This is a genomic window from Actinomyces sp. S6-Spd3, assembly GCF_000758755.1.
Taxonomy (GTDB): domain Bacteria; phylum Actinomycetota; class Actinomycetes; order Actinomycetales; family Actinomycetaceae; genus Pauljensenia.
The window spans coordinates 443,989-464,323 of record NZ_JRMV01000281.1 but is presented as its reverse complement, the minus strand read 5'-3'; the positions used below and the strand labels follow the sequence as shown (position 1 = coordinate 464,323).

At 55.4% G+C, this 20,335-nt stretch carries 18 protein-coding genes and 6 tRNA genes; 5 read left to right on the top strand and 19 right to left on the bottom strand.

Translation table 11 applies throughout. The features are described from left to right. Positions 1-22: 22 nt before the first annotated feature. The 6 genes from HMPREF1627_RS09255 to HMPREF1627_RS09230 are packed head-to-tail and all read right to left on the bottom strand — an operon-like array spanning position 23 to position 6,699. Positions 23-1,015: an FKBP-type peptidyl-prolyl cis-trans isomerase gene (locus HMPREF1627_RS09255; protein WP_034503246.1), complete on the bottom strand. Its 993-nt coding sequence runs from the start codon at positions 1,013-1,015 to the stop codon at positions 23-25. Further along, complete coding sequence (locus HMPREF1627_RS09250; protein WP_034503242.1) at positions 1,012-2,412, bottom strand: proteasome accessory factor PafA2 family protein; 1,401 nt, start codon at positions 2,410-2,412, stop codon at positions 1,012-1,014. Before HMPREF1627_RS09250 ends, HMPREF1627_RS09255 begins: the two co-directional genes overlap by 4 nt. A 1-nt stretch (position 2,413) precedes the next feature. Further along, a complete protein-coding gene (locus HMPREF1627_RS09245; protein WP_034503238.1) occupies positions 2,414-2,599 on the bottom strand; it encodes a ubiquitin-like protein Pup in 186 nt (61 codons plus the stop codon). Then, positions 2,596-4,161 (bottom strand): depupylase/deamidase Dop, encoded by a 1,566-nt coding sequence (gene dop / locus HMPREF1627_RS09240; RefSeq protein WP_420705315.1) that lies wholly within the window; start codon positions 4,159-4,161, stop codon positions 2,596-2,598. Before dop ends, HMPREF1627_RS09245 begins: the two co-directional genes overlap by 4 nt. Next, positions 4,161-5,675 (bottom strand): proteasome ATPase, encoded by a 1,515-nt coding sequence (gene arc / locus HMPREF1627_RS09235; RefSeq protein WP_034503232.1) that lies wholly within the window; start codon positions 5,673-5,675, stop codon positions 4,161-4,163. Before arc ends, dop begins: the two co-directional genes overlap by 1 nt. Beyond that, on the bottom strand, positions 5,665-6,699 hold the full coding sequence (locus tag HMPREF1627_RS09230; protein WP_034503228.1) for a tRNA (adenine-N1)-methyltransferase: 1,035 nt from the start codon (positions 6,697-6,699) through the stop codon (positions 5,665-5,667). The genes arc and HMPREF1627_RS09230 overlap by 11 nt, the downstream gene beginning before the upstream one ends. Positions 6,700-6,780: 81 nt before the next feature. On the opposite strand from HMPREF1627_RS09230, the gene HMPREF1627_RS09225 reads away from it, so the two are divergent. Beyond that, a complete protein-coding gene (locus tag HMPREF1627_RS09225; RefSeq protein ID WP_034503225.1) occupies positions 6,781-7,620 on the top strand; it encodes a RecB family exonuclease in 840 nt (279 codons plus the stop codon). On the opposite strand, the gene HMPREF1627_RS09220 is transcribed toward HMPREF1627_RS09225, so the two are convergent. Both HMPREF1627_RS09220 and HMPREF1627_RS09215 read right to left on the bottom strand, forming a co-directional pair. Further along, a complete protein-coding gene (locus HMPREF1627_RS09220; RefSeq protein WP_034503223.1) occupies positions 7,617-8,306 on the bottom strand; it encodes an HAD family hydrolase in 690 nt (229 codons plus the stop codon). The genes HMPREF1627_RS09225 and HMPREF1627_RS09220 overlap by 4 nt on opposite strands. A 27-nt stretch (positions 8,307-8,333) precedes the next feature. Next, complete coding sequence (locus HMPREF1627_RS09215; protein ID WP_034503220.1) at positions 8,334-9,191, bottom strand: undecaprenyl-diphosphate phosphatase; 858 nt, start codon at positions 9,189-9,191, stop codon at positions 8,334-8,336. Positions 9,192-9,277: 86 nt separating this feature from the next. Here HMPREF1627_RS09215 and HMPREF1627_RS09210 point away from each other — a divergent pair, with 86 nt between their 5' ends. After that, on the top strand, positions 9,278-10,195 hold the full coding sequence (locus HMPREF1627_RS09210; protein WP_034503217.1) for an aldo/keto reductase: 918 nt from the start codon (positions 9,278-9,280) through the stop codon (positions 10,193-10,195). Between the two features lie 65 nt (positions 10,196-10,260). On the opposite strand, the gene HMPREF1627_RS09205 is transcribed toward HMPREF1627_RS09210, so the two are convergent. The 10 genes from HMPREF1627_RS09205 to HMPREF1627_RS09160 form a co-directional block, all read right to left on the bottom strand. After that, a complete protein-coding gene (locus tag HMPREF1627_RS09205; RefSeq protein ID WP_034503214.1) occupies positions 10,261-10,575 on the bottom strand; it encodes a hypothetical protein in 315 nt (104 codons plus the stop codon). Between the two features lie 23 nt (positions 10,576-10,598). After that, on the bottom strand, positions 10,599-11,696 hold the full coding sequence (locus tag HMPREF1627_RS09200) for an FAD-dependent oxidoreductase (RefSeq protein ID WP_034503211.1): 1,098 nt from the start codon (positions 11,694-11,696) through the stop codon (positions 10,599-10,601). 74 nt (positions 11,697-11,770) lie between these two features. Continuing rightward, positions 11,771-12,793: a GNAT family N-acetyltransferase gene (locus HMPREF1627_RS09195; protein ID WP_034503209.1), complete on the bottom strand. Its 1,023-nt coding sequence runs from the start codon at positions 12,791-12,793 to the stop codon at positions 11,771-11,773. Further along, the gene (locus tag HMPREF1627_RS09190) at positions 12,793-13,497 is read right to left on the bottom strand and encodes a DsbA family oxidoreductase (RefSeq protein WP_034503206.1); all 705 of its coding nucleotides are present in this window, start codon (positions 13,495-13,497) and stop codon (positions 12,793-12,795) included. Before HMPREF1627_RS09190 ends, HMPREF1627_RS09195 begins: the two co-directional genes overlap by 1 nt. A gap of 169 nt (positions 13,498-13,666) precedes the next feature. Next, a tRNA-Leu gene (locus HMPREF1627_RS09185) sits at positions 13,667-13,753 on the bottom strand. 98 nt (positions 13,754-13,851) lie between these two features. Next, positions 13,852-13,923: transfer RNA gene (locus HMPREF1627_RS09180), tRNA-Val, on the bottom strand. Position 13,924: 1 nt separating this feature from the next. Beyond that, positions 13,925-13,995 (bottom strand) — tRNA-Cys (locus HMPREF1627_RS09175). A 38-nt stretch (positions 13,996-14,033) separates the two neighbouring features. Further along, positions 14,034-14,106, bottom strand: a tRNA-Gly gene (locus tag HMPREF1627_RS09170). A 49-nt stretch (positions 14,107-14,155) separates the two neighbouring features. Beyond that, positions 14,156-14,227, bottom strand: a tRNA-Val gene (locus HMPREF1627_RS09165). Position 14,228: 1 nt separating this feature from the next. Beyond that, positions 14,229-14,301 (bottom strand) — tRNA-Gly (locus HMPREF1627_RS09160). 160 nt (positions 14,302-14,461) lie between these two features. On the opposite strand from HMPREF1627_RS09160, the gene HMPREF1627_RS09155 reads away from it, so the two are divergent. Next, complete coding sequence (locus HMPREF1627_RS09155; protein WP_081940811.1) at positions 14,462-15,010, top strand: DUF3000 domain-containing protein; 549 nt, start codon at positions 14,462-14,464, stop codon at positions 15,008-15,010. A gap of 3 nt (positions 15,011-15,013) precedes the next feature. Further along, positions 15,014-16,252: an HRDC domain-containing protein gene (locus HMPREF1627_RS09150; protein ID WP_034503203.1), complete on the top strand. Its 1,239-nt coding sequence runs from the start codon at positions 15,014-15,016 to the stop codon at positions 16,250-16,252. Here HMPREF1627_RS09150 and dxs read toward each other — a convergent pair. Next, positions 16,238-18,145 (bottom strand): 1-deoxy-D-xylulose-5-phosphate synthase, encoded by a 1,908-nt coding sequence (gene dxs, locus HMPREF1627_RS09145; protein ID WP_034503200.1) that lies wholly within the window; start codon positions 18,143-18,145, stop codon positions 16,238-16,240. The genes HMPREF1627_RS09150 and dxs overlap by 15 nt on opposite strands. Before the next feature lie 141 nt (positions 18,146-18,286). On the opposite strand from dxs, the gene HMPREF1627_RS09140 reads away from it, so the two are divergent. After that, the gene (locus HMPREF1627_RS09140; protein WP_034503197.1) at positions 18,287-20,284 is read left to right on the top strand and encodes an alpha/beta hydrolase family protein; all 1,998 of its coding nucleotides are present in this window, start codon (positions 18,287-18,289) and stop codon (positions 20,282-20,284) included. The last annotated feature ends 51 nt before the right edge of the window (positions 20,285-20,335 follow it).

The following is a 20,335-nucleotide window of genomic DNA, read 5'->3' as shown; positions in this document are numbered from 1 at the left end:
CAGGGCTTCCAAGGAAGCCACACTATGAGGCCGGAGCCGTCGCCAGGATATCGATGATGATGCATAAAGTATCGTCACCGGTTGCTTGATCAGGGGGAAGAGTGATCGCTAGACGTGAGCCGACTTTTTGGTCGATGAGAAGGGGGCGAAGACCCGGCATAAGTTCGCTGAGCCGGACGCGTTCAGGAACACCCGTTCGCCAGGTAGATTCGCGTTCAATCCCATCGCTCCACCCGCTGACGAAATACTGAACGACAATGTCATCATCGGCGCGCACCTGACCGCCCGAACCAGTCAGTAGCGGCTGGACAGTTGGGCCTGAAGGAAGCTGATCACCGTGAGTGATGACAGGGCCTTCGTCGCGCATCGTGACTTCAAGCGGACCGCTTCCATTAACTTGCGCGGAGGCTTGCCCCGAGGCCAGGGTCGGCAAGATATCGATGACGACGACTTCTCCGGTGTTTAGACGCGTCGTGGGAGTTGCGGGTACGTCCGAGGCCGGAGCATTCGAAAGAGGGCGAGCAATGAGGAGACGGCTTCCTTCGCTTCGTCCCGTCACTTCGCGGGCCAGGTCCGCCCCCAGCGAGTCATTGTCGGCCCGGCCGACGACGAGGCGTGGGCGTCCATTGGGGGAAAGCAGCTCCCCCGTGCGCGCATCGAAGACAGTGACGGATAAAAGAACCGGGGAACCCGCGGTAATCGCACGACCTTCTCCCTGCGAAATAATCGCATGTTTTGTGCTGACAATTTGAAGCGGTTCACTCAACTTGACCGTGGGCGTCGCACCAACGCGTCCGGAGACTTCAACTGAGGCGAGGACAGAACGAGGGGCATCGCCCGAGACAGAGCTAGCATTCCTATGCACGACAAACCACACAGAAGAAGCAATTACTGCGCACACAACTAGTAGCGCAATAAACGCAAAGACCCAGCGTCGCCTCGGGCGCTGCGACTGTCGACGCGCACCACGCATACGCTGACGTCGAGAACTCAAACTCTGTGCGTGTTCACTCATGCTGGAAGGAATTCGTCTCGAGCGCGCAACCCTGAGATGAACTGATCGACGGCTTCAGATTCGGTCGCGAAAGGATCATTCATCAGAACGTAGCGACTGGGATCATCAATTCGTGAAGCGCGCACCCAGTCAATTGCCAATTCAATGCCAGCAGTTTCTGCAGCATTAATGATCGAAGAACGAAGATGCGCGCGCGTTGATTGCGGCGCCTGAATGCAGGCTTGTTGCACTTGTTCCTCGGTTGTGAGGCGTCGCATGAGACCGCTACTTTCCAATCCGCGACGAAGCCCGTTGGGACCAATGTCGTGATAGGACAACAGCAAACGTGCAACTCGCGGATCATCAAGCGTGGTCTGTTTACGCTTGAGATACTCTTGGATCAAACGGAACTTAATGGCGAAATCGAGCTCACGATCAACAGACGACCAGTCACCACTGCGTAGGGCCGCAAGTGCTCGTCGCCACAGGTCAATAACTTGGCGAGTCGAAGCGTCGCATGAAGAATCATTGATATCAATTCCCAGAACATCGACCACGCGTTGAAGAATCCGCTCTTGGATGTCGAGGGCAGAAAGCTCCCCACCATGTGCCATCGGAATCTTCACTTGAGCCGACAGGTCTTGATTAACCTGACGAATTGCCAGCATGGGATCGGCCAATTCAAGATCTGACAGGTTCATCCCGTCTTCGACGGCATCTAAGACCAAAGAAGTCATTCCCACTTTGAGGAATGTCGTCGCTTCGCACACATTCGTGTCACCGCTGATGACGTGGAGTCTACGGTATTGGCCCGCGTCGGCCAAAGGCTCGTCACGCGTATTGATGATTGGACGAGTTCGCGTGGTCGCTGAGGAGACGGCCTCCCACATCTGCTCCGCGCGCTGTGAAAAACAATAGCTAAGTTTGTTCCCCGAACGCCTCAGGTGCCCCGCACCAACAAGCACCAATCGCGTGACAAAGAAGGCAACCAGCCCTTGAGCGACTTGCCGGAAGTCACGACGACGGTGAAGAAGATAATTTTCATGGCAGCCGAAGCTGTTGCCCGCGGAGTCCACATTGTTACGGAACAAGTAGATCCTTTCGGGATCTGCTAATCCCTCAAGTTCTGCACGGGTTCGATCATTGAGTTGGTTGAGTAACTCATCACCGCAGCGGTGCTGGGCAAGAAGGTCTTCAAAAGAGTCGCATTCGGCAGTCGCGTACTCGGGGTGAGCTCCCACATCAAGGTAAAGACGCCCACCATTTCGCAGGTAGACATTGGGAGCGCGACCACTTAGGGCGAGTGGCGCGAACAATAAACGTGCGGCAGCATCAGCATCGTGAATCGGAGGTGCACCTGACCGCGTCGCGCAGGTTAGCCCATACTCGGTCTCGATGCCGACGACTCGGCGCCTCACCTCACTGTCCTCCCTTTTGGACAAATCCCTGAACGAATGATTCCGCATTGGTTTCAAGAACGGTATCAATCTCATCAAGCAGTGCATCGAGAGAATCAGTCTGCGCGGAAGACGAGGCGTGGATCTGGCCCGCGGCCTCGTCATCTTCGTGCCCGCTACCGCCAGCAAATAACTGTGAAAGACTCATCTTTCCTCCTCTTCTGCACGGATCAGTGTACCGCGCTCAAGATCAGCCAAAAGTGTGGCATCGATACCGGCCGCTTCGACCAGCGGCCTACGAATCATGTGATCGCCCCGGCGTTCACATAGTGAAGTCCACGAGGCCGCAGCGAGTGCGGGAAGATTTCTTACAGCATACCCGCGTAGGTACGCCCGGGTGTTTTCAGGAGCCCAGTCGGCTGCATGTTCAACCTGTTCGGCAGTGAACATCCGCTTGACACGGCCTGCCCGCTCCAGCGCGACAACCAAGGAACGGTCCTCACGCAAATCCGCCCACTGCAGGTCCATTGCAGCAAGCCTCGGGTCATCCCAAGAAGTGCCCAAACGCGCACGTTGCCGATCGAAAAGTTGGTACTTACCCACCCATTCGACTTCCGTTGCGACGCTCAAGAGATCACTCGACATACGGCTGAGAATGTCCTCCCAGTAGCGCATGACGAGTTCTTCCTCTTCACTTAAGGCGACTTCGGCGCGTGTGAGGCTTTCATGAACGAGTTCAAGATAGATCTTTTGGATATCGAGCGCGCTGCGCGCTCCTCCTGCGCAACTGGCCTGGTAGGTCAAGGTCGGATCATGACTGATATTCCATGTTTCTTGAACCGGATCATCGAGTGCAAGCGCATCCCATTCCATCCCCAGGCCGGCCTCGATCGCTTTTAATACCAGCGCGGTAGTGCCCAAGCGCAGAAAAATCGAAGAATCGAATTGATTACCATCTCCACCGATCACGTGAAGACGCCTGTAGTAGGCCGGATTGGCGTGGGCCTCGTCGCGGGTATTAATAATCGGCCTATTGAAGGTCGTCTCAAGACCAACTTCGTTTTCGACGAAGTCAGCACGTTGGGAAAGCTGGAAACCAGCAACTTCACTGCGTTGACCAATGCCCACACGTCCCGCGCCGCAGATCACTGGACGCGTGACAAAAAAGGGCGTCAGTCCTCGAACAAGATCGTCTAAATCGATGGTGCGACTGATCTGGTAGTTCTCATGGGTACCATATGCCGCGCCTTTGCCATCAGTGTTGTTCTTGACTAATACGATGTCTTCTCCCGCCTCACGGGCGGCCGCCATCATTCGTCGTGCAATGACTTCCCCGGCTCGATCCCAGAGCACACCATCGTGAGCATTGGTCGTTTCAGGCGCGGAATACTCCGGGTGCGCATGGTCAACGTAGAGCCGTGCCCCATTCGTGAGAACTGAGGAAACGGCGGCTGGCAAATATCCCTGCGATCGCCGTGGCAGTGGCAAGGTTTCGCTTCCACCCGAAGGAGCGAGGTGGTAGGGATCGTCAGTGAGCATCGAGGGGTCAGCGGCCGCGCGAGTCAGCCGCATTCCGCGTAAATCATTGAGTGGGTCTTCGGCAGTGTAATCCCAGCGAACAGGTTCGCTACCTTCACTTTGAGTCCCGCGGCGCGAAATCTTCGAATAGGCGTCAACAATCCGACACGAAAGGTCAACGGGATCAGCTCCAGGATCTGAAGGTGAATAGATGCCGTACTCGGTTTCTGTGCTCATCACCAGAGCAGACATTATTCGTCCTCTTTCTTGATCGGTCGGATCTCAACGATGTCTTGGTCGAGACCAATTGTGCGCGCCCAATCCGCCGGAGATTGACGGGTCGCCAGTTCCATTGATTCTCGGATTTCATCGTCGAGACCACGCATGAGATGTTCACTCGTCATTCCGTGTCTGGAATTCTCGATCGTGTCCAGAATTGCGTATTTCTTTGCTCGTTCGACAATCCCAGCAATCATGGCACCTGAAACAATATCCGCGAGATAGATGGTTCTTTCAGCTCCGCTATGAGTACGCGCGCTCAGCAGTGCTGTGTCAGCTTGACGACGATAGAGATGATCAACCGCACGGGAGATCATCTCATCATGAGAGAGCGAATCAGACCCAGTATGAAGTGGGACGGATGCGTCAAGGTGTTTCTTGAAGATCTCACGTGCTGAGGAAAGGTTCGGGCGATCAATGCGGATACGAACATCGAGTCGACCGGGACGCAAAACGGCGGGGTCGATCATATCCGCACGGTTCGACGCACCGACGATCACGACGTTATCGAGACTCTCAACGCCATCCATTTCAGCAAGAAGCTGCGGAACAACCATGGTTTCAACATCGGATGAAATACCGGTTCCACGAGTACGGAATAGGGCCTCCATCTCGTCGAAGAAGATCACGACCGGCACTTTCGCCGAGGCAAGAGCTCGGGCACGCGCGAAGATCGCGCGAATTTGTCGTTCAGTTTCTCCAACAAACTTGGTGAGAAGTTCCGGCCCCTTGATTGAGAGGAAATAACCTTCACCAGAGGAACTGAAATCACGCAGAGAATGCGCAAGAGCTTGCGCGATCAGTGTTTTACCAGAGCCAGGAGGGCCGTATAGCAGGATGCCTTTCGTTGGGCGCAGGCCATACTGGCGGTAGAGTTCGGGATGCCTGAGCGGCAACTCAATTGCTTGACGGATCGTTTCGATCTGTTCATCCAGGCCACCGATGTCATCAAAGGTCACCTGAGGAATTTCAGGAGTAAGAAGCTGCTCGACATCTTGACGAACGACCCGCTCATAGGCAAAAGCGGTACGAGTATCGACCAAGACGCTTTCACCGGGACGCAAAGTTCCGTGGCGAAGAGGTCCTGCAAGTTCAACGATTCGATGGCTTCCAGCCTCCGCTGAGACAACCGCACGATCGGTACCAATCAATTCGGCAACCTGCGCAAGCTCGCCAACGCGTGAATATTCGCCTACCCCAACAACGACCATCTTGTCGTCGATCAGGACACGCTGCCCCGGAGAGATTGAGGTGATATCAACCTGCGTCGCTACCGCAAGACGCATCAGTCGCCCAGAAACATAGACCTCGACGCTTCGCGAATCTGTGTTCCCCCGATGAAAAACCCCAAGGGTCAACGGAGGTTGATTCACATGTTTGAGTTGTTCACGGAGGCGAACAAGCTCTTGACGAACTTGGGTAAGTGCTGCGCTCAGGTGCGCATTCTTTTGTTCGAGAATCGACAGTTCTGTCTGTTCAGAGCTCATCGCTCTCTCTTCCCTCAACCCACGTGCTGGCCTTCGCTTGAAGATCTCGGCGAACTTTTCGGATCTTTTTATCCGAGCTCAGGCGCAAACCGACGCGAGACTCGCTCCATTCTTCTTCCTCATCCCATGCTCCCTGGAGGCCTTCAGCTGCCTTCGCGGGGCGCGTGGAACGTTCCTGGGGAAGAGTATTGGGAGCCAGACGTCGACAAATCATCAGGAAGCCCGTGTGCGCGACCATTCGGTGTTCGGGCCGAACGGCAAGACCGTCAACGTGCCACTCCCGCGAAAGACTTTCCCACGCGAGGGGTTCGGTAAAGTTCTGCGTAGCTCGCAGGTCTTCAATCAAACGCGACATCTGAGTAACGGTTGCGATGTAGCAACACAAAACTCCGCCGGGAACAAGCGCATGAGCAACCGCCTCAAGATTCTCCCAAGGCGCAAGCATGTCCAACACAATCCGGTCGACACTGGCCTCGGGCATGCCAAGTAATTCCTCTGCAAGATCCCCTACGCGTAAATCCCACGCGGGGTGTGGCGTTCCAAACCAGAGTTCAACATTGTCCCGAGCAATCTCGGCGAATTCTTCGCGGCGCTCGACAGAAATGAGCCTTCCTTTCTCCCCCACCGCGTTAAGAAGGGCCATCGACAAAGCACCTGAACCGGCGCCTGCCTCGACAACGACTGCTCCAGGGAAAATATCCGCGTAGTGAACGATCGTCCCAGCGTCCTTGGGGTAAACCACAGCTGCGCCCCTGGGCATCGACATGACGTAGTCGGCTTGAAGAGGACGAAGAACTTGGAACTGACGTCCTTCCTCAGTAGTGATCACTTGACCGTCGGGGCGGCCAATCAGATCATCATGATCGATAAACCCTCGGTTCGATTGGAAACGCCCACCCGCAACCAAAATCACCTGATGTAGGCGTCCTTTTGGATCACGAATTTGAACCCTCTCACCTTCGCGAAGGGGGCCACGATGGCGTTCTTGACCGAGGCCATGGACTGCAGTTTCATGAGTACTCATCGCCTCTACACTACCGTGAGCCAAAGATGAAATTCCTGTTAAAACCACACCTAAGAAGGTGGAACTCGTTACGGTAGGACCATGAGGAATTCCCGTCCGAGTCATCCAGCATTGTCGGCAAGCCGTGCGAAAGAGTATCAGCGCTGTCCACTTCAGTTCCGTCTTCACGTTGTCGACCGGGTCAAAGAGCCTCCCACTCAGGCAACTCTCTTGGGAACTACCGTGCACAGCGCGCTCGAAAACCTCTACGCGGCTCCGCGAATGCAACGCGATGAAGCACTCGCTCACAACCTCTTGGAACGCGAATGGAAGGCGACTCTTGAGCAAGACCCCACGGTGATGAATCTCTTTCAAGATCATGCGGATTTTGAGCGTTGGTACGCACGCATGCGTTCAATGATCTCGAACTACTTTCAGATCGAGGAACCGCGCGCACTCGAACCTTATTCAAGGGAAGCCCTAGTAGAGGGAACGACTCAAGATGGCGTTCACCTCTTGGGGTATATCGACCGTGTCGATCGGGCTCCAAATGGCGACTTACGCGTCATTGATTACAAGACCGGCAAAGCGCCCTCCGAGCGATTCCAAGAAGAAGCTCTTTTCCAAATGCGTTTCTATGCACTTCTTCTCAGCCTCACTGAGCGGCTACCTAAACGTACCCAGCTCGTTTACCTCGCCTCGCAAAAGGTCTTAACTTTCGACCCAGACCCGGCAGATATCGATCGCTTGAGTGCGCAGCTGAGCACTCTATGGGAGCAGATCAGAAACGATGCCGTGAAAGAATACTTCCCACCACGCAAGAATCCCCTGTGCAATTGGTGCGGAGTACAGCAGCTATGTCCGCTCTTTAACGGAGAAAGCCCCAAGATTCCACAAGAAGGACTCGAGCGCCTTCTAGCCGTAGGGCCGGCTTCCCGTTAGGAACTTGCCTCCTGGACAAAATTCGGGCACTCACCTGCCATAATCGCCTCGATAACTTCCTCATTCAGGTCTGAAAGCTCACGAATGTACGGATAGTTCTTCGCGAAATCTTCGGATGCCGCACCTTTGATCGCCACAGGCACTCCACCACTCGCCTGAGCTGCTTGGAGTCCTACGGGAGAATCCTCAACAATCAGACAGGACGCAATATCAACCCCAAGAAGACGCGCTGCCATGAGGTAGCCCTCTGGCGAGGGCTTTCCTTCGGTGACGTCGTCGCCGTAGACGGCTGTCGTAAAACCCGGAGTAACCGGGGCGTGGGCAAGTACGCGAGAAGCGACATGACGACGCGTCGCGGTGACAACCGCGGTAGGAATTCCCTTGGAATTCGCCCACTCAAGAAGCTCGCGAAGTCCCACTTTCCACGGCAGTCCCTCATCAAGGAGATCGATCACGCCTTGTTCAACGCGCTGGCCAACCACGGCCTCGTCAAGGGGATGCGCGGCGAAGGAACGCAAGAGAGCCACCATGCGCGGCAAGGTCGAGCCTAAGAGTTGAGCACGCATATCAGGGGTCATTTTCGTGCCCATATCGGCAAGAGCCCGCGCTTCGGCAGCTTCCCACAAGGGTTCTGTATCGACGATGGTTCCATCCATGTCGAAAAGAATTGCCTGAGGTTGTGTCATTCGTGCGGTCCTCTCTTCTTCGAACGATTACGCGCCTGCGCCCGTTCCCAATGCAGAAAGCACTCCGGTGACAAGGCCAAGGGCTACAAGAATACCAATGGCTATGCGATACCACACAAAAGGTGCGTAAGAACGCGTCGAAATGATCTTGAGGAACCACAAAATAACAACGATTCCAACCCCGAAGGCAATCACTGTTGCGAGGATGGTTGGGCCGACCGCAATAGCGTCCCCGCCGGTGACCACCTTGGCGACTTTATACAGTCCCGAGGCCATGATCGCGGGCATCGCCAGAAGGAAAGAATAGCGAGCTGCAGCTTCGCGGGAATAGCCGAGGAAACGGCCCATGGTGATGGTTCCTCCCGAACGGGAGACGCCGGGGATCAGAGCCATTGCTTGCGCAAGGCCATAGAGTATTGCGTCTTTCCAACTCATCGATTTCAGCTCGCGCGTATCCGGCGCATAACGGTCGACAAAGCCTAGAAGAAGGCCGAAGACAATGAGCATCGCAGAGGTAATCCACAAGTTACGCAGCGTCGTATCGATTGCGTCTTGGAAGAGTAGGCCCAGAATTCCGATGGGAAGGGAGCCAACGATGATCATCCATCCCATGCGCGCGTCAGGATCCGATGATGGGACGCGTGAGTCACGCGAACCGAGCGGCAATGAGTGGAACCATGCTCGAAGAATCCGCACGATGTCTTTCCAGAAGACAATGAGGACGGCGAGTTCTGTCCCGATCTGTGTAATTGCCGTAAAGGCTGCGCCCGGGTCAGAGGACCCCATCAGTTCTCCAACGATTCGAATGTGCGCCGAAGAAGAAATTGGAAGAAATTCTGTCAGACCTTGGACAAGCCCGAGAATAATTGCATCAAGCCAGCTCATACCTCCACTGTAGGGCCCAGGGCCCTGTCAGGGCGAAATATGTGCATGTGTAGGCCGTCATAGAGCTGGCGTTCTACTCTAGATCCATGGATATTCGACACTGCGGAAAACACGGCCTGGCCGTCTCGAGCCTTGGCCTAGGTACGTTGACGTGGGGGCGCGATACCGACGAGGAACAGGCCTGTGCAATGTTGACTGCATTCGTTGATGCTGGGGGGAGCCTCGTCGAAATTAGCCCTCTCCACGGTAGCGGACGCGCACTTAGCGTCCTTGCGCAGGCGCTCAAGCAGGTCGGACGTCATCGCATTGTTATCGCTCTGCGAGGTGCAATGCGTTTTTCGCAAGGTTCTAACGAGGTTTCCGCTTCCCGCGGAGACATGCTGCGTTGCCTGGACACAACACTGGCGATTCTCGACACCGATTATGTCGATCTTTGGCTAGCGACGCCTTCAAGTACACCGATTCCCCTGGAGGAAACGCTGTTAGCGCTTCAGTGGGCTTATTCCAGCGGTCGCGCACACTACGTGGGGTTAAGTCACCGCGATACCTGGGATTGCGCATTGGCTTGGGCAAAGTCCGAAACGCTACCCTTAACTGCTGTCGAAGAAGAGTTCTCACTTGTGTGTTCTTCTCCCCTCCTTGGTCGTGCCCAAGACAAGAATTTCGGTTTTCTTGCGCACTCGCCACTTGCCGGAGGTGTGCTGACTGGAAAGTACCGCCATGCCACTCCCCCGGACTCACGCGCAGCCTCCACTCATCTGCGTCACACCGTTGCGCCGTACCTTGATTCCTGTGATCCCATTGTCGAGGCCCTCTCCCAGGCTGCGCAGGGGCTTGAGTCTTCAATCGCAGACATCGCGCTCGCTTGGGTACGCGATACTCCCGGGGTGACGAGTGCAATTATTGGGCCAAGGAACCTCAAGCAGCTTGAGCAGCTTCTTGGTGGACAGCTTGAATTGCCTTCACCGATCCGCGGCGTGCTCAACGAATTAGCAGCCGAATAGTAAGTGTGGGGCAGCCATCGAGCTGCCCCACACTTATAGATTTACTTGACCTTTAGGCGACAATCTCAGTCGTCATCGTCCTCATCTTCAACATCGATGAAATCATCGTCGTCATCGTCTGATTCATCGTCTTCGTCGAGATCGATGAAATCATCGTCATCTTCTTCGTCTTCCTCATCGTCAGAGACAATGAGGTCGAAAGGAAGCTCGACTTCATACTGCGTAAAAAGTACGTCGTCGTAGGTGAAAAAGGCGTCACGAAGTGCCTCTTCAGCGTCAAGCAGTGCCTGCTCGTCAACCTGGTCTGAAGACGTAACTTCATAGTGGTTTTCGAAGGCTGCGATCAATTGATCAAGAACGAGGCGCGGATTCGTGGTCATGGTCACATATCCTACACGAAACTCTAGGGCAAGTTCAGCTGAGAACGAATACCCGAAACCATGAGGTCAGCGCCCTTAATCTCGGCAGTTTGATCCGCGCCTAGAATACGAGCATTTCCCTCATTATCGAGAAGCTGGGACACACCGTGCTCGGGACCCAGCGGCAAAATCACCCATTCATCACTGGGAACGTATTGAACTTCGGGAGCCTTTCCAGCCAGCTGTGCGGAGATATTTGCGATAACGACACGCGCCTGAGCACGCGCAGCATCCGCACGCTTTGACTCGCGAACATCGGTTAGGTCGCCGACTGCGTAGACCCGCTCTTGTCCAGATACAAGCAGCGTCGGTTCAACCCTCAGAGCACCATCGGGACGCAGCGCAGCTTCCAAAGAGGTGCCGACAACGTAGCCGGAATTTGGACGCGAGCCATAGCACTGGAACCAGATGTCTGCTTCGATGCTCTGACCGTCCTTGGTTTCGACATTGAAGTGACCGAGTTCGCCGACATTAAACGGCGGGAGGTAGGCAAGCTCTGAACCTTCCAAAAGGCGGATGTTCAGTTCCGCCAGCTGCTCACGTACCTGCTCACGCAGAGCCTCAGAGAAGCCGTAAGTCGGCAGGATTTCGGGGCTCTTCTCGACCAAAGTGATGTCAATGTCGGGGAAGGCATGACGCAGTTCCCCAGCAAATTCGATGCCAACGGTTCCGCCACCGACAAGCAGCACAGAGCGCGCGCCATGCAGATACGCGGAAAGCTGGCTCAGACGAGCTTTTGCGACGTCTGAACGCGAGGCTGTGTACTTCGCGGGGAAAGGATAGGTAGAGCCAGTTGCGAGCACGACGTAGTCCGCATCAATCGGATCCTGCCCGAAAATGTGTACCCGAGTGCCTTCAACGCGTGAAACGGTTCCATGAACAACCCGGCCATTGGTCAAAAGGTTCGTGTAGGGCATGAAGATCGAGTGCTGCCACGCCTCGTCAACAGCTGCACGCAAAGCGGCAGCGTGATGAACGAATTGATCCTTTTGTTCAACCAAGATGACTTCAGCCAAAGGATCAAGTCCCTTGGCGACGGTGACACCACCGTATCCGCCACCGACAACGACGACTCGGGCCACAGCGCTCTCCTTTACTCGTTCGCTCCCCTTCATTGTCCCCGAAAACTTTCTGCGCGACGAGCGCAAAAAGTGTGTTATTGCTGACCGAGGGCTCGTGCAATGTTCGGGGTGAAGAAGTTCGGCCCCTTCAAAACCTTGCCATCCTCGCGAAGCTTTACGCTTCCATCCGGCATCAGCTTCGACAAATTCGATGCCTGAATTTCAGCGAGGACGCGATTCAAGTCAATACCAGACTCGAGGGCCATGCCGTAGATGACGTAGACCAAATCCCCGAGGGCATCAGCAGTCTCAATAATGTCACGGGTTCCATCGTCGGCTGCGGTTGCGCGCTGCGTCGCTTCTTCAACGATTGCACGCGCTTCCTTTCCGTACACCGCCCCCAGAAGCTCAGCAAACTCTTCGCGGATCAAGCTCACTCGCATGTGGAGACGCTCATAGTCAAGTGTCGGTTCCTGACCGTCTCGGACGCGGTCAGGCATGAAGTACGTGCGGTGGAACTGCTGAACAAGATCTTGCGGACGCGATGAATCCAAGACTTCGGGTGCCCCAGCACTGGGACCGTCCCAGGCAGTGGCGGGAGTGCGCGGGTCGGTTGAAAGAATGCCCCCCACCCAGGCCTCGTAACCGGGAAGACGGACAACGCCTTCCTTGCGGAAGCCGTTCTTCCACACGGCCTTCCACGAACCCCAATTTCCTACATGTGCCGCCCATTCGACTCGGGAAGCGCCCAAGGTTCCAAAAGCAGCATCGAGGGCACAAGCAACCGCTTCCGTTGCAATGCCCTGTCCCCATTCATCGTGGCTAACAAAATATGAAACTTCATAACGGTCAGAAAAGTGAGCGTTTCGAATAAGTTCGAAGCGGCCAAGGAAACGTCCGTCGTCGACACTTCGAATGGCCCAATCTGTGCTCCCCTGTTCCCACTTCGCTGGAACTTTGGCGAGGTTCCCTTCAGCCATCGACAAGGTGTAGGGATACGGAATCGAAGTTGTTTCGTGAAAAATCGGATCCTGGAGGGCTGCAGTGAGATCGGCGGCATCCTCAACTGAGATCGGAACCAAGACGATGCGATCGCCACGAACGTCAAATGACTGCATTAGTGTGTTTCCTCCGTCGTATCTGTGGAACTCAATGATTGGCTCCACGCGCTTTCCAAAATACGTACCGTCGCATCGAGGCTCTGGAGACCTTGAACGACGAAACGCCGATCGAAGAGATAGGTCGGTATTGAGTCAATCCCCATCTGAATTGCAATTTGGTAGTCCGAAAATACTTCGGACGAGGCCACAGGATCGCTGAGCGCGTCAACAACCAGCATTTCGGGGATTCGCACGTCCTGTGCGCACCCGATTAGCACGTCGGGGTCGGCAAGGTTTAAACCAACTTCAAAGCGTGCGCGGAACAAGGCCTCGGCGTAGGTGAATTGGTAGGTTGCTGCACCCGTCGTGATTCCAGAGCGTTCATCCATTTCTCGAGCTGCAGCCATAGCCTTATGGGCAAAGGACGTCGGAGCAAGAACCAAGGATTCAAAGTCCAAGGAAATACCATCTGCTCGCGAAAGTTCACTGACGCGCTCGAGTGCCTCATCGGCCTCGTCCAGGCTCATTCCGGGATGGGTATGAACCAGGAATTCCGCCTGAGACATCTGAAGGACGCTCGATTGCTCAGGATCAAGCAAATAGGCGTGGAAACGAACCTCAACCTGATCGCGATGTTCAAAACGCGTGAGAGCGTCTCGTAGATGATGGATACCGAGGTAAGACCAAGGGCACGCAAAATCTGCCCATACGTCGATATGCATGCATTCTCCTTGAAAAACGGTATCTATCGTCCTACCCAAAAGGGTACGTGCGCCCTTCAAGAGTTACCACTGCAAAACGCGTCTTAACCCGCCCACGGCGTATTTTCATCCAACAATGATGCACGGAATGTAAAGAAAACCCGGGGATCAGATGATCCCCGGGCACTTGTGCGCGGAGGGGGACTTGAACCCCCACCCTCGTAAAATGAGGACTAGCACCTCAAGCTAGCGCGTCTGCCTATTCCGCCACCCGCGCAGGTGACTCACAAAGCCAAAGCTTTGCGGCTTGGAAACTTTAACACGCACGAGCGTCAGTCACAAATCGAGATTCGCGCGAGCGTTTCAAAATTTCCGTGGGCGATACTGGGATCGAACCAGTGACCTCTTCCGTGTGAAGGAAGCGCGCTACCCCTGCGCCAATCGCCCGAGGTGGGTACCGGATTCGAACCGGTGTATACGGCTTTGCAGGCCGCTGCCTCGCCTCTCGGCCAACCCACCCTATCCAACCTCAACCACAAGGATTTTCGGAAGGTTAGAGCGGATGACGGGACTCGAACCCGCGACCCTCACCTTGGCAAGGTGATGCTCTACCAACTGAGCCACATCCGCACTCAGTCTCTATCAGACTGGGGCCTTGTCCGTCGTTAGATAACGACAGTGGGCGATACTGGGTTCGAACCAGTGACCTCTTCCGTGTCAGGGAAGCGCGCTACCACTGCGCCAATCGCCCGAGCGGATGACGGGACTCGAACCCGCGACCCTCACCTTGGCAAGGTGATGCTCTACCAACTGAGCCACATCCGCGTTTGAAACCATCGAAACGGTTTTGCAACGGATGGAAGCCTAACAGGGTTTGGCCCCGGAACACAAATCAGGAGCGAGTGTCCCCGCTCACATACCCTGTTTTTCATTGCGACGGCGCGCCTCCACCCCCATTTAGACACTCCCCCATAAAGTCAAGGACGTGATCGAAGTGGCACCACCAGAGGATTTCCGAACCGCACTCATGTCATTGCGAGGCGCGGTACATCCTCACGTTGAAATCGAGGAAGTTCCCGCACCCCGGGCACTTGCTCCTTTCACCGCTGCGCTTGCACTTCGAACCACTCAAATGGCTCACGATGAAGCACTCGCCTTCGGACGTTTCATCGTCTTACACGACCCAAACGGACAGATGGGATGGAATGGTCCATTCCGCCTCGTTACTCAACTTCGAGCCCAAATCGATGCGGATATGAGTTCGGATCCCCTCTTGTCTGAGGCTTTGTGGAATTGGACCCACGATTGCCTTGAAGAGCGCGGCGCCGGTTTCCATGACTTGACTGGAACTGTCAGCAAGGAAGTCAGCGAATCCTTCGGCGGTCTTCTCTTAATGGGTTCAACTTTGGCTGTGGAAATCCGCGCTTCACTCACTCCCAATACGCCATGGATTGGCGAGCACCTCCTCGCGTGGCAGGACCTCATGTGTCGTATCGCTGGCGTTGAAAACCAACGCTTTCTTGAGAGGGCTTAGGTCGTGTTAGTCGACAACCCCTACGGAATTCTCCGGGGCGACACCGAAGATCCACAGCTCATTGCCTTTCCCCGAGACGGGATCCCCGAGGTCATTTCGACCGTTGAGGCCTTGAAAGATGCTGCAGAAAAACTCGGCCACTCAGCAATGCCTCTGGCTGTCGATGTCGAGCGAGCACAGGGCTTTCGCTACGGCTCCTCCCCGTATCTTCTTCAACTGCGCCGCGAGGACGTCGGTTCCTTCTTAATTGATACCGCTGAGCTCCGTGATCTGAAGATCCTTCAGTCATCTATTGAAGCCTCCTGGATTCTTCACGATGCCTCGCAAGATCTTCCCAACCTACGCGAGCTCGGCCTGAAAGTCCCCCAGCTCTTTGACACCCAGGTCGCTTCTCGTTTAGTCGGCCTCACGCACTTCGGCCTTTCTGCAGTATGCGAACAGATTCTTGGACTTGCTTTGCTTAAGGACCACCAGGCCGCTAATTGGTCTGTGCGTCCACTTCCCAAAGATTGGCTCCGCTATGCGGTCCTCGATGTCGAGCTCCTGACAGCCTTAAAGGACGCGCTTGAGCTGCGTCTAGAGGCTCTCGGGCGCCTTTCGTGGGCGCAGCAGGAGTTTTCTCACATTGCCGAGGCCGCGCCTCCCAAACCGAAGAAAGATCGTTGGCGGTCAATTCCCGGCATCGGCAAACTCACCTCCAAGAGAGCTCTGGCTATTGCCCGAGAACTCTGGTTTGAGCGCGATGCGATTGCGCAAGAAATCGACTTGGCGCCTGGACGTCTGGTGCGCAACAGTGGAATTATTCACGCTGCTCAACGCCCACCCCGAACCCGCCATAATCTGCTCTCGATCGCGGAATTTCGTTCACCGCAAACCCGCCGTTACGCTGACCGTTTTCTGGCCGCCGTCGGAAGGGCACTCGTTCTTCCCGACAACCAGCTCCCGCCTCGTCACCGCAAAGAAGACGATGAACACACCCCTAGCGTTCGTCACTGGCAACGCCTACGTGCAGAGGCACATGATTTGCTTCTCCAGGTGCGCGACTGCGTAGCCCAGCAGGCTCAACACCTCGAAATCAGCCCGGAGATCCTACTAGAACCACGTATCCAGCGAGCACTCGCCTGGGACTACTCGCAGGGCGAACCAATGGGTCCCGTTGATGAATACCTCGCGGCTCAGGGCGCGCGCCCGTGGCAAGTTGCCATCGTTGCGCCCGAGCTTCATCAGCTACTTGCGGGCTAGTTCGCGCATGAGCGTCGCTGTGAGTCCTTCAGCATCCAAACCCAAGGTAGACACGATACTGGCGCGACTTGCCTGATCAAGAAATTCCTTTGGAATACCCGCAGTGACAACGCGAATATCCAGCGTTTCGTCGTGAGTACTCAATAGGTCGCGCAGCGACCAACCGAATCCCCCATCGACAAGACCATCCTCGATGCTCAAGACAAGATCTGCGCCTTTAGCCAACGAAACTAGAGCTTCTGGAACGGGAAGTGCCCACCTGGGATCAACCACTCGAACGCTGGCTTTGCCTTCCTCTTCAAGACGCGCTGCACTCTCAAGTGCAGCCGGAACCATCGATCCGAGCGCGACAATGCACACACGAGGCAGTGCGCTCTTTTCATCCCAGTCCTTAAGGACGTCGCAACCGCCTTCTCTACGCAGTTGAACGATCGGGTCACTCAAGGCGCCCTTGGGATAACGCAAGACGGTTGGAGCATCACCAACAGCAACGGCCTCGCGAAGTTCTTCACGTAAGGTGGCTTCATCACGCGGCGCGGCCAGACGCAATCCAGGCACGGAATTCAGCATGGAAATATCCCACATGCCGTTGTGCGAAGCTCCGTCATCGCCGGTAATTCCAGCGCGGTCAAGCACAAAAGTTACGCCGCAGTGATGGAGTCCGACGTCCATGAGGATCTGGTCGAAAGCCCGGTTGAGGAATGTTGCGTAGACTGCAAATACCGGGTGAGCGCCCGCAAATGCCATCCCAGCTGCGGCTGCAACTGCGTGCTGCTCTGCGATGCCCACATCGACAACGCGATCGGGATAATCATCTTTAAAAGGACCTAGACCTACAGGAAGCATCATTGCCGCCGTAATACCAACGATATCCGCGCGCTCATGGGCAATCTTTCGGATCTCGTCAGCGAAAACGCTGGTCCACGCAAAACGTGCCGGAGCAATAGGAAGCCCCGTTTCCGGATGTATCTTTCCAACGGCATGGAAGCGATCCGCGATGTCTTCTTCAGCTGGAGTGTAGCCGCGTCCTTTTTGTGTCATCACATGGATGAGTACTGGTTCATGAAGCTCACGGGCCCGATTGAAGATCTCTTCCATGGCAGCGATATCGTGACCATTGACGGGCCCAAGGTATTTCAGGCCGAGGTCTTCGAACATCGCCTGCGGAATGAGAGTGTCTTTCAGTCCGGTTTTCAGGCCGTGCAGTGCGCCATAAGTTGCTCGTCCCGGCTCGCCGAAATTCATCAGAGTTCGTTTGCCCCAGGACAGCGCCTTCTCATAGTTCTGAGATGAGCGCAGAAGATCAAGATGACGCGCAAAAGCACCAATCGTTGGCGCGTAGGAACGGCCGTTATCGTTGACGACGATGATGGCACGTCTCTTGGGATCCGAGGCGATATTATTGAGCGCTTCCCACGCCATTCCGCCGGTCAATGCGCCATCGCCAATGACCCCAATAGTCCACGTGGGGTCTCCCCTTCGTGCTTTTTCACGCGAGATTCCATCGACCCACGATAGGGATGAGGACGCGTGAGAGTTCTCCACGACATCATGAATGGATTCTTTACGACTGGGGTATCCCGAAATGCCGCCTTCTTGGCGTAGGTGTGAAAAATCCTGGCGACCGGTCAGCAACTTGTGGACGTAGGTCTGGTGCCCGGTATCGAAGACGATTGTGTCAGAGGGAGAGCGGAAGACTCGATGAAGTGCGATGGTGAGCTCGACAACGCCAAGGTTCGGCCCCAGATGTCCGCCGGTCTTTGATACGTCATCGATCAGTTTCGTACGAATCTCTTCAGCAAGAGAGTCTAATTGCGCGGTCGGAATCCGCCTAAGATCGCGGGGTGAATCAATAGTGCTCAGCAGCGAAGCTTGATTCTCGGATTGCGTCATGGGAACGATTCTAGTGTCAAGGATGCAATGAGGCTGAAAGAGCGCCGGAATTTCAGCACACGACTTCTTCAAAGCATGAGATAGCGCCAGGAATTAGAATGGATGCGGCGAGAACTTTCCCCACATGCAGAAGGAGACATGATGAGCGTGCAACGCCCGTACGGACAGTGGGATTCTCCTGTAGAAGCTGATTCGTATACTCAGACATCAGTGCAGCTGTCGCAGGTACGCGTCGACGAGGCCGATACCTACTGGGTTGAAGGAAATCCCCGCGACCAGGGGCGCAACACCCTTTTGCGTTCGAATTCAATGGGACAGATTTCTGAAGTTCTTCCTTTGATCGATGGCATCCGCCTGCCTGACGTGCGTACACGCGTCCACGAGTATGGTGGTAAGGCCTACGCGGTCTCGGAAGGATTGATTGTCTTTTCTGACGGTTTTGATGGCCGGGTCTATGCATTCAATACTCGCGATCCTCACCGCAAACTCGTTCCCCTTACGCCCCTCGGCAAGGTGCGCTACGGTGACTTTGAAATCGCAGATGTACGAGGCCTCGTCTACGCCGTTGCAGAGGACCACTCAAACCCAGGTGAACCCGTCAACTCTCTTGTTGCGATTCCTCTAGACGGACGCGCGGCCCGTAATGCCTTCGAAATCGTGTCGATCTTCAGCGGTACTGATTTCGTTTCTTCCCCAGCAATTAGCCCAGATGGCACGAAACTCGCGTGGCTGAGCTGGAATCACCCCGAAATGGCATGGACGCACTCCACCTTGCATGTAGGTGCTCTGGACTTTGAAGGCCGCGTATCTGCTTCCCTGGTTCTAGTTGACCGCCCGAAGGTCTGCGTCTATGAACCGCGATGGACCCTCAACGGCGATCTCATTCACGTTGACGATTCTTCTGGTTGGGCGAATCTCTACCGCACCGAGGGCTTCCACTGGAATGAAGATGAAGACGCGCTCGCATGGATGGGACGCTTGCGAACTCGTCCGCTCCACCCCAGTCCTCGAGCTTTCTCGCACCCGCACTGGCAGCTCGGTCTGCATTCCTACGACAATTTCGACTACGAGAATTTGATTTGCTCGTGGGCTGAGAACGGAACCTGGCACTTGGGAACTGTTCGCCTCGATAACGGAATGTGTGAAGAGTGGCGCACCCCGTGGTGGCCGACTGGCAATGTTGCGTGCTTCGAGGGCCGCGTTGTCACTCTTGCTGACTCCCCCACCCACGAACCCGCGATTGTCGAAGTTTCCGGTGGTTCTTCTCGCGTCATGCGTTCCTCGTCGCAAGAGCGACTCCCTGAAGAACTGATCTCACAGGCGCAAGCGGTTTCGTGGACAAGCAGTGACGGAGAAACCGTCTACGGCTTCTACTACGCGCCTAAGAACCCGCAGTTTACTGCTCCCGAGGGGGATCTTCCGCCTCTGTTGGTCAACGTGCACGGCGGCCCGACCTCTTCGGCGCGCGCTGGCTTATCCATCGGAGTGCAGTATTGGACCTCACGAGGCTTCGCCTACCTTGATGTCAACTACCGGGGCTCCACCGGTTTCGGGCGTACATACCGTGAGCGCTTGAACGGGCACTGGGGCGTCCTCGACGTCCAGGATTGCGCAGAGGGCGCTCAGTACCTGGTTTCTCAGGGCTTGGCCGATCCCGCGCGCCTTGCGATCCGAGGCCGTTCCTCTGGCGGCTACACCGTCCTTTCTGCCTTGGCCGATACCGACGTCTTCACCGCTGGAACTTCTCTCTTTGGTATTGCTGATCTCAAACTACTGGAAGCTACAACCCACAAGTTTGAATCCCACTACGATCTCAAGCTGCTCGGCTCGGACAATCTGAATGACTCGTTGTGGATCGAGCGTTCCCCGATACATAAGATTGACCAGATCCGTGCGCCGCTTCTTCTCCTCCAGGGAAGTGCCGATAAGGTCGTACCTCCTTCCCAAGCTGAATCGATGTACGAGGCGCTTCGTGGCAACGGACGCGCGGTCGCTTTGCGTATTTACGAGGGCGAAGGCCACGGCTTCCGCCGCGCCGAAAATATTAAAGACTCGTGGGAAAGCGAACTCAGCTTCTACTCGCAAGTCTGGAAGCTTAATGCTTCATGTCCCGTGAAGGTAGAGATTCAAAACCTCTAAACTTCTTGGACAGACAAGGCGTGGGGCAGACCGTTTTGGTCTGCCCCACGC

Coding starts and splice junctions, on each gene's coding strand:
- HMPREF1627_RS09255 (WP_034503246.1), bottom strand. CDS start 1,015: ATGAGTGAACACGCACAGAGTTTGAGTTCTCGACGTCAGCGTATGCGT.
- HMPREF1627_RS09245 (WP_034503238.1), bottom strand. CDS start 2,599: ATGAGTCTTTCACAGTTATTTGCTGGCGGTAGCGGGCACGAAGATGAC.
- dop (WP_420705315.1), bottom strand. CDS start 4,161: ATGTCTGCTCTGGTGATGAGCACAGAAACCGAGTACGGCATCTATTCA.
- arc (WP_034503232.1), bottom strand. CDS start 5,675: ATGAGCTCTGAACAGACAGAACTGTCGATTCTCGAACAAAAGAATGCG.
- HMPREF1627_RS09230 (WP_034503228.1), bottom strand. CDS start 6,699: ATGAGTACTCATGAAACTGCAGTCCATGGCCTCGGTCAAGAACGCCAT.
- HMPREF1627_RS09225 (WP_034503225.1), top strand. CDS start 6,781: ATGAGGAATTCCCGTCCGAGTCATCCAGCATTGTCGGCAAGCCGTGCG.
- HMPREF1627_RS09220 (WP_034503223.1), bottom strand. CDS start 8,306: ATGACACAACCTCAGGCAATTCTTTTCGACATGGATGGAACCATCGTC.
- HMPREF1627_RS09215 (WP_034503220.1), bottom strand. CDS start 9,191: ATGAGCTGGCTTGATGCAATTATTCTCGGGCTTGTCCAAGGTCTGACA.
- HMPREF1627_RS09210 (WP_034503217.1), top strand. CDS start 9,278: ATGGATATTCGACACTGCGGAAAACACGGCCTGGCCGTCTCGAGCCTT.
- HMPREF1627_RS09205 (WP_034503214.1), bottom strand. CDS start 10,575: ATGACCACGAATCCGCGCCTCGTTCTTGATCAATTGATCGCAGCCTTC.
- HMPREF1627_RS09195 (WP_034503209.1), bottom strand. CDS start 12,793: ATGCAGTCATTTGACGTTCGTGGCGATCGCATCGTCTTGGTTCCGATC.
- HMPREF1627_RS09190 (WP_034503206.1), bottom strand. CDS start 13,497: ATGCATATCGACGTATGGGCAGATTTTGCGTGCCCTTGGTCTTACCTC.
- dxs (WP_034503200.1), bottom strand. CDS start 18,145: ATGACGCAATCCGAGAATCAAGCTTCGCTGCTGAGCACTATTGATTCA.
- HMPREF1627_RS09140 (WP_034503197.1), top strand. CDS start 18,287: ATGAGCGTGCAACGCCCGTACGGACAGTGGGATTCTCCTGTAGAAGCT.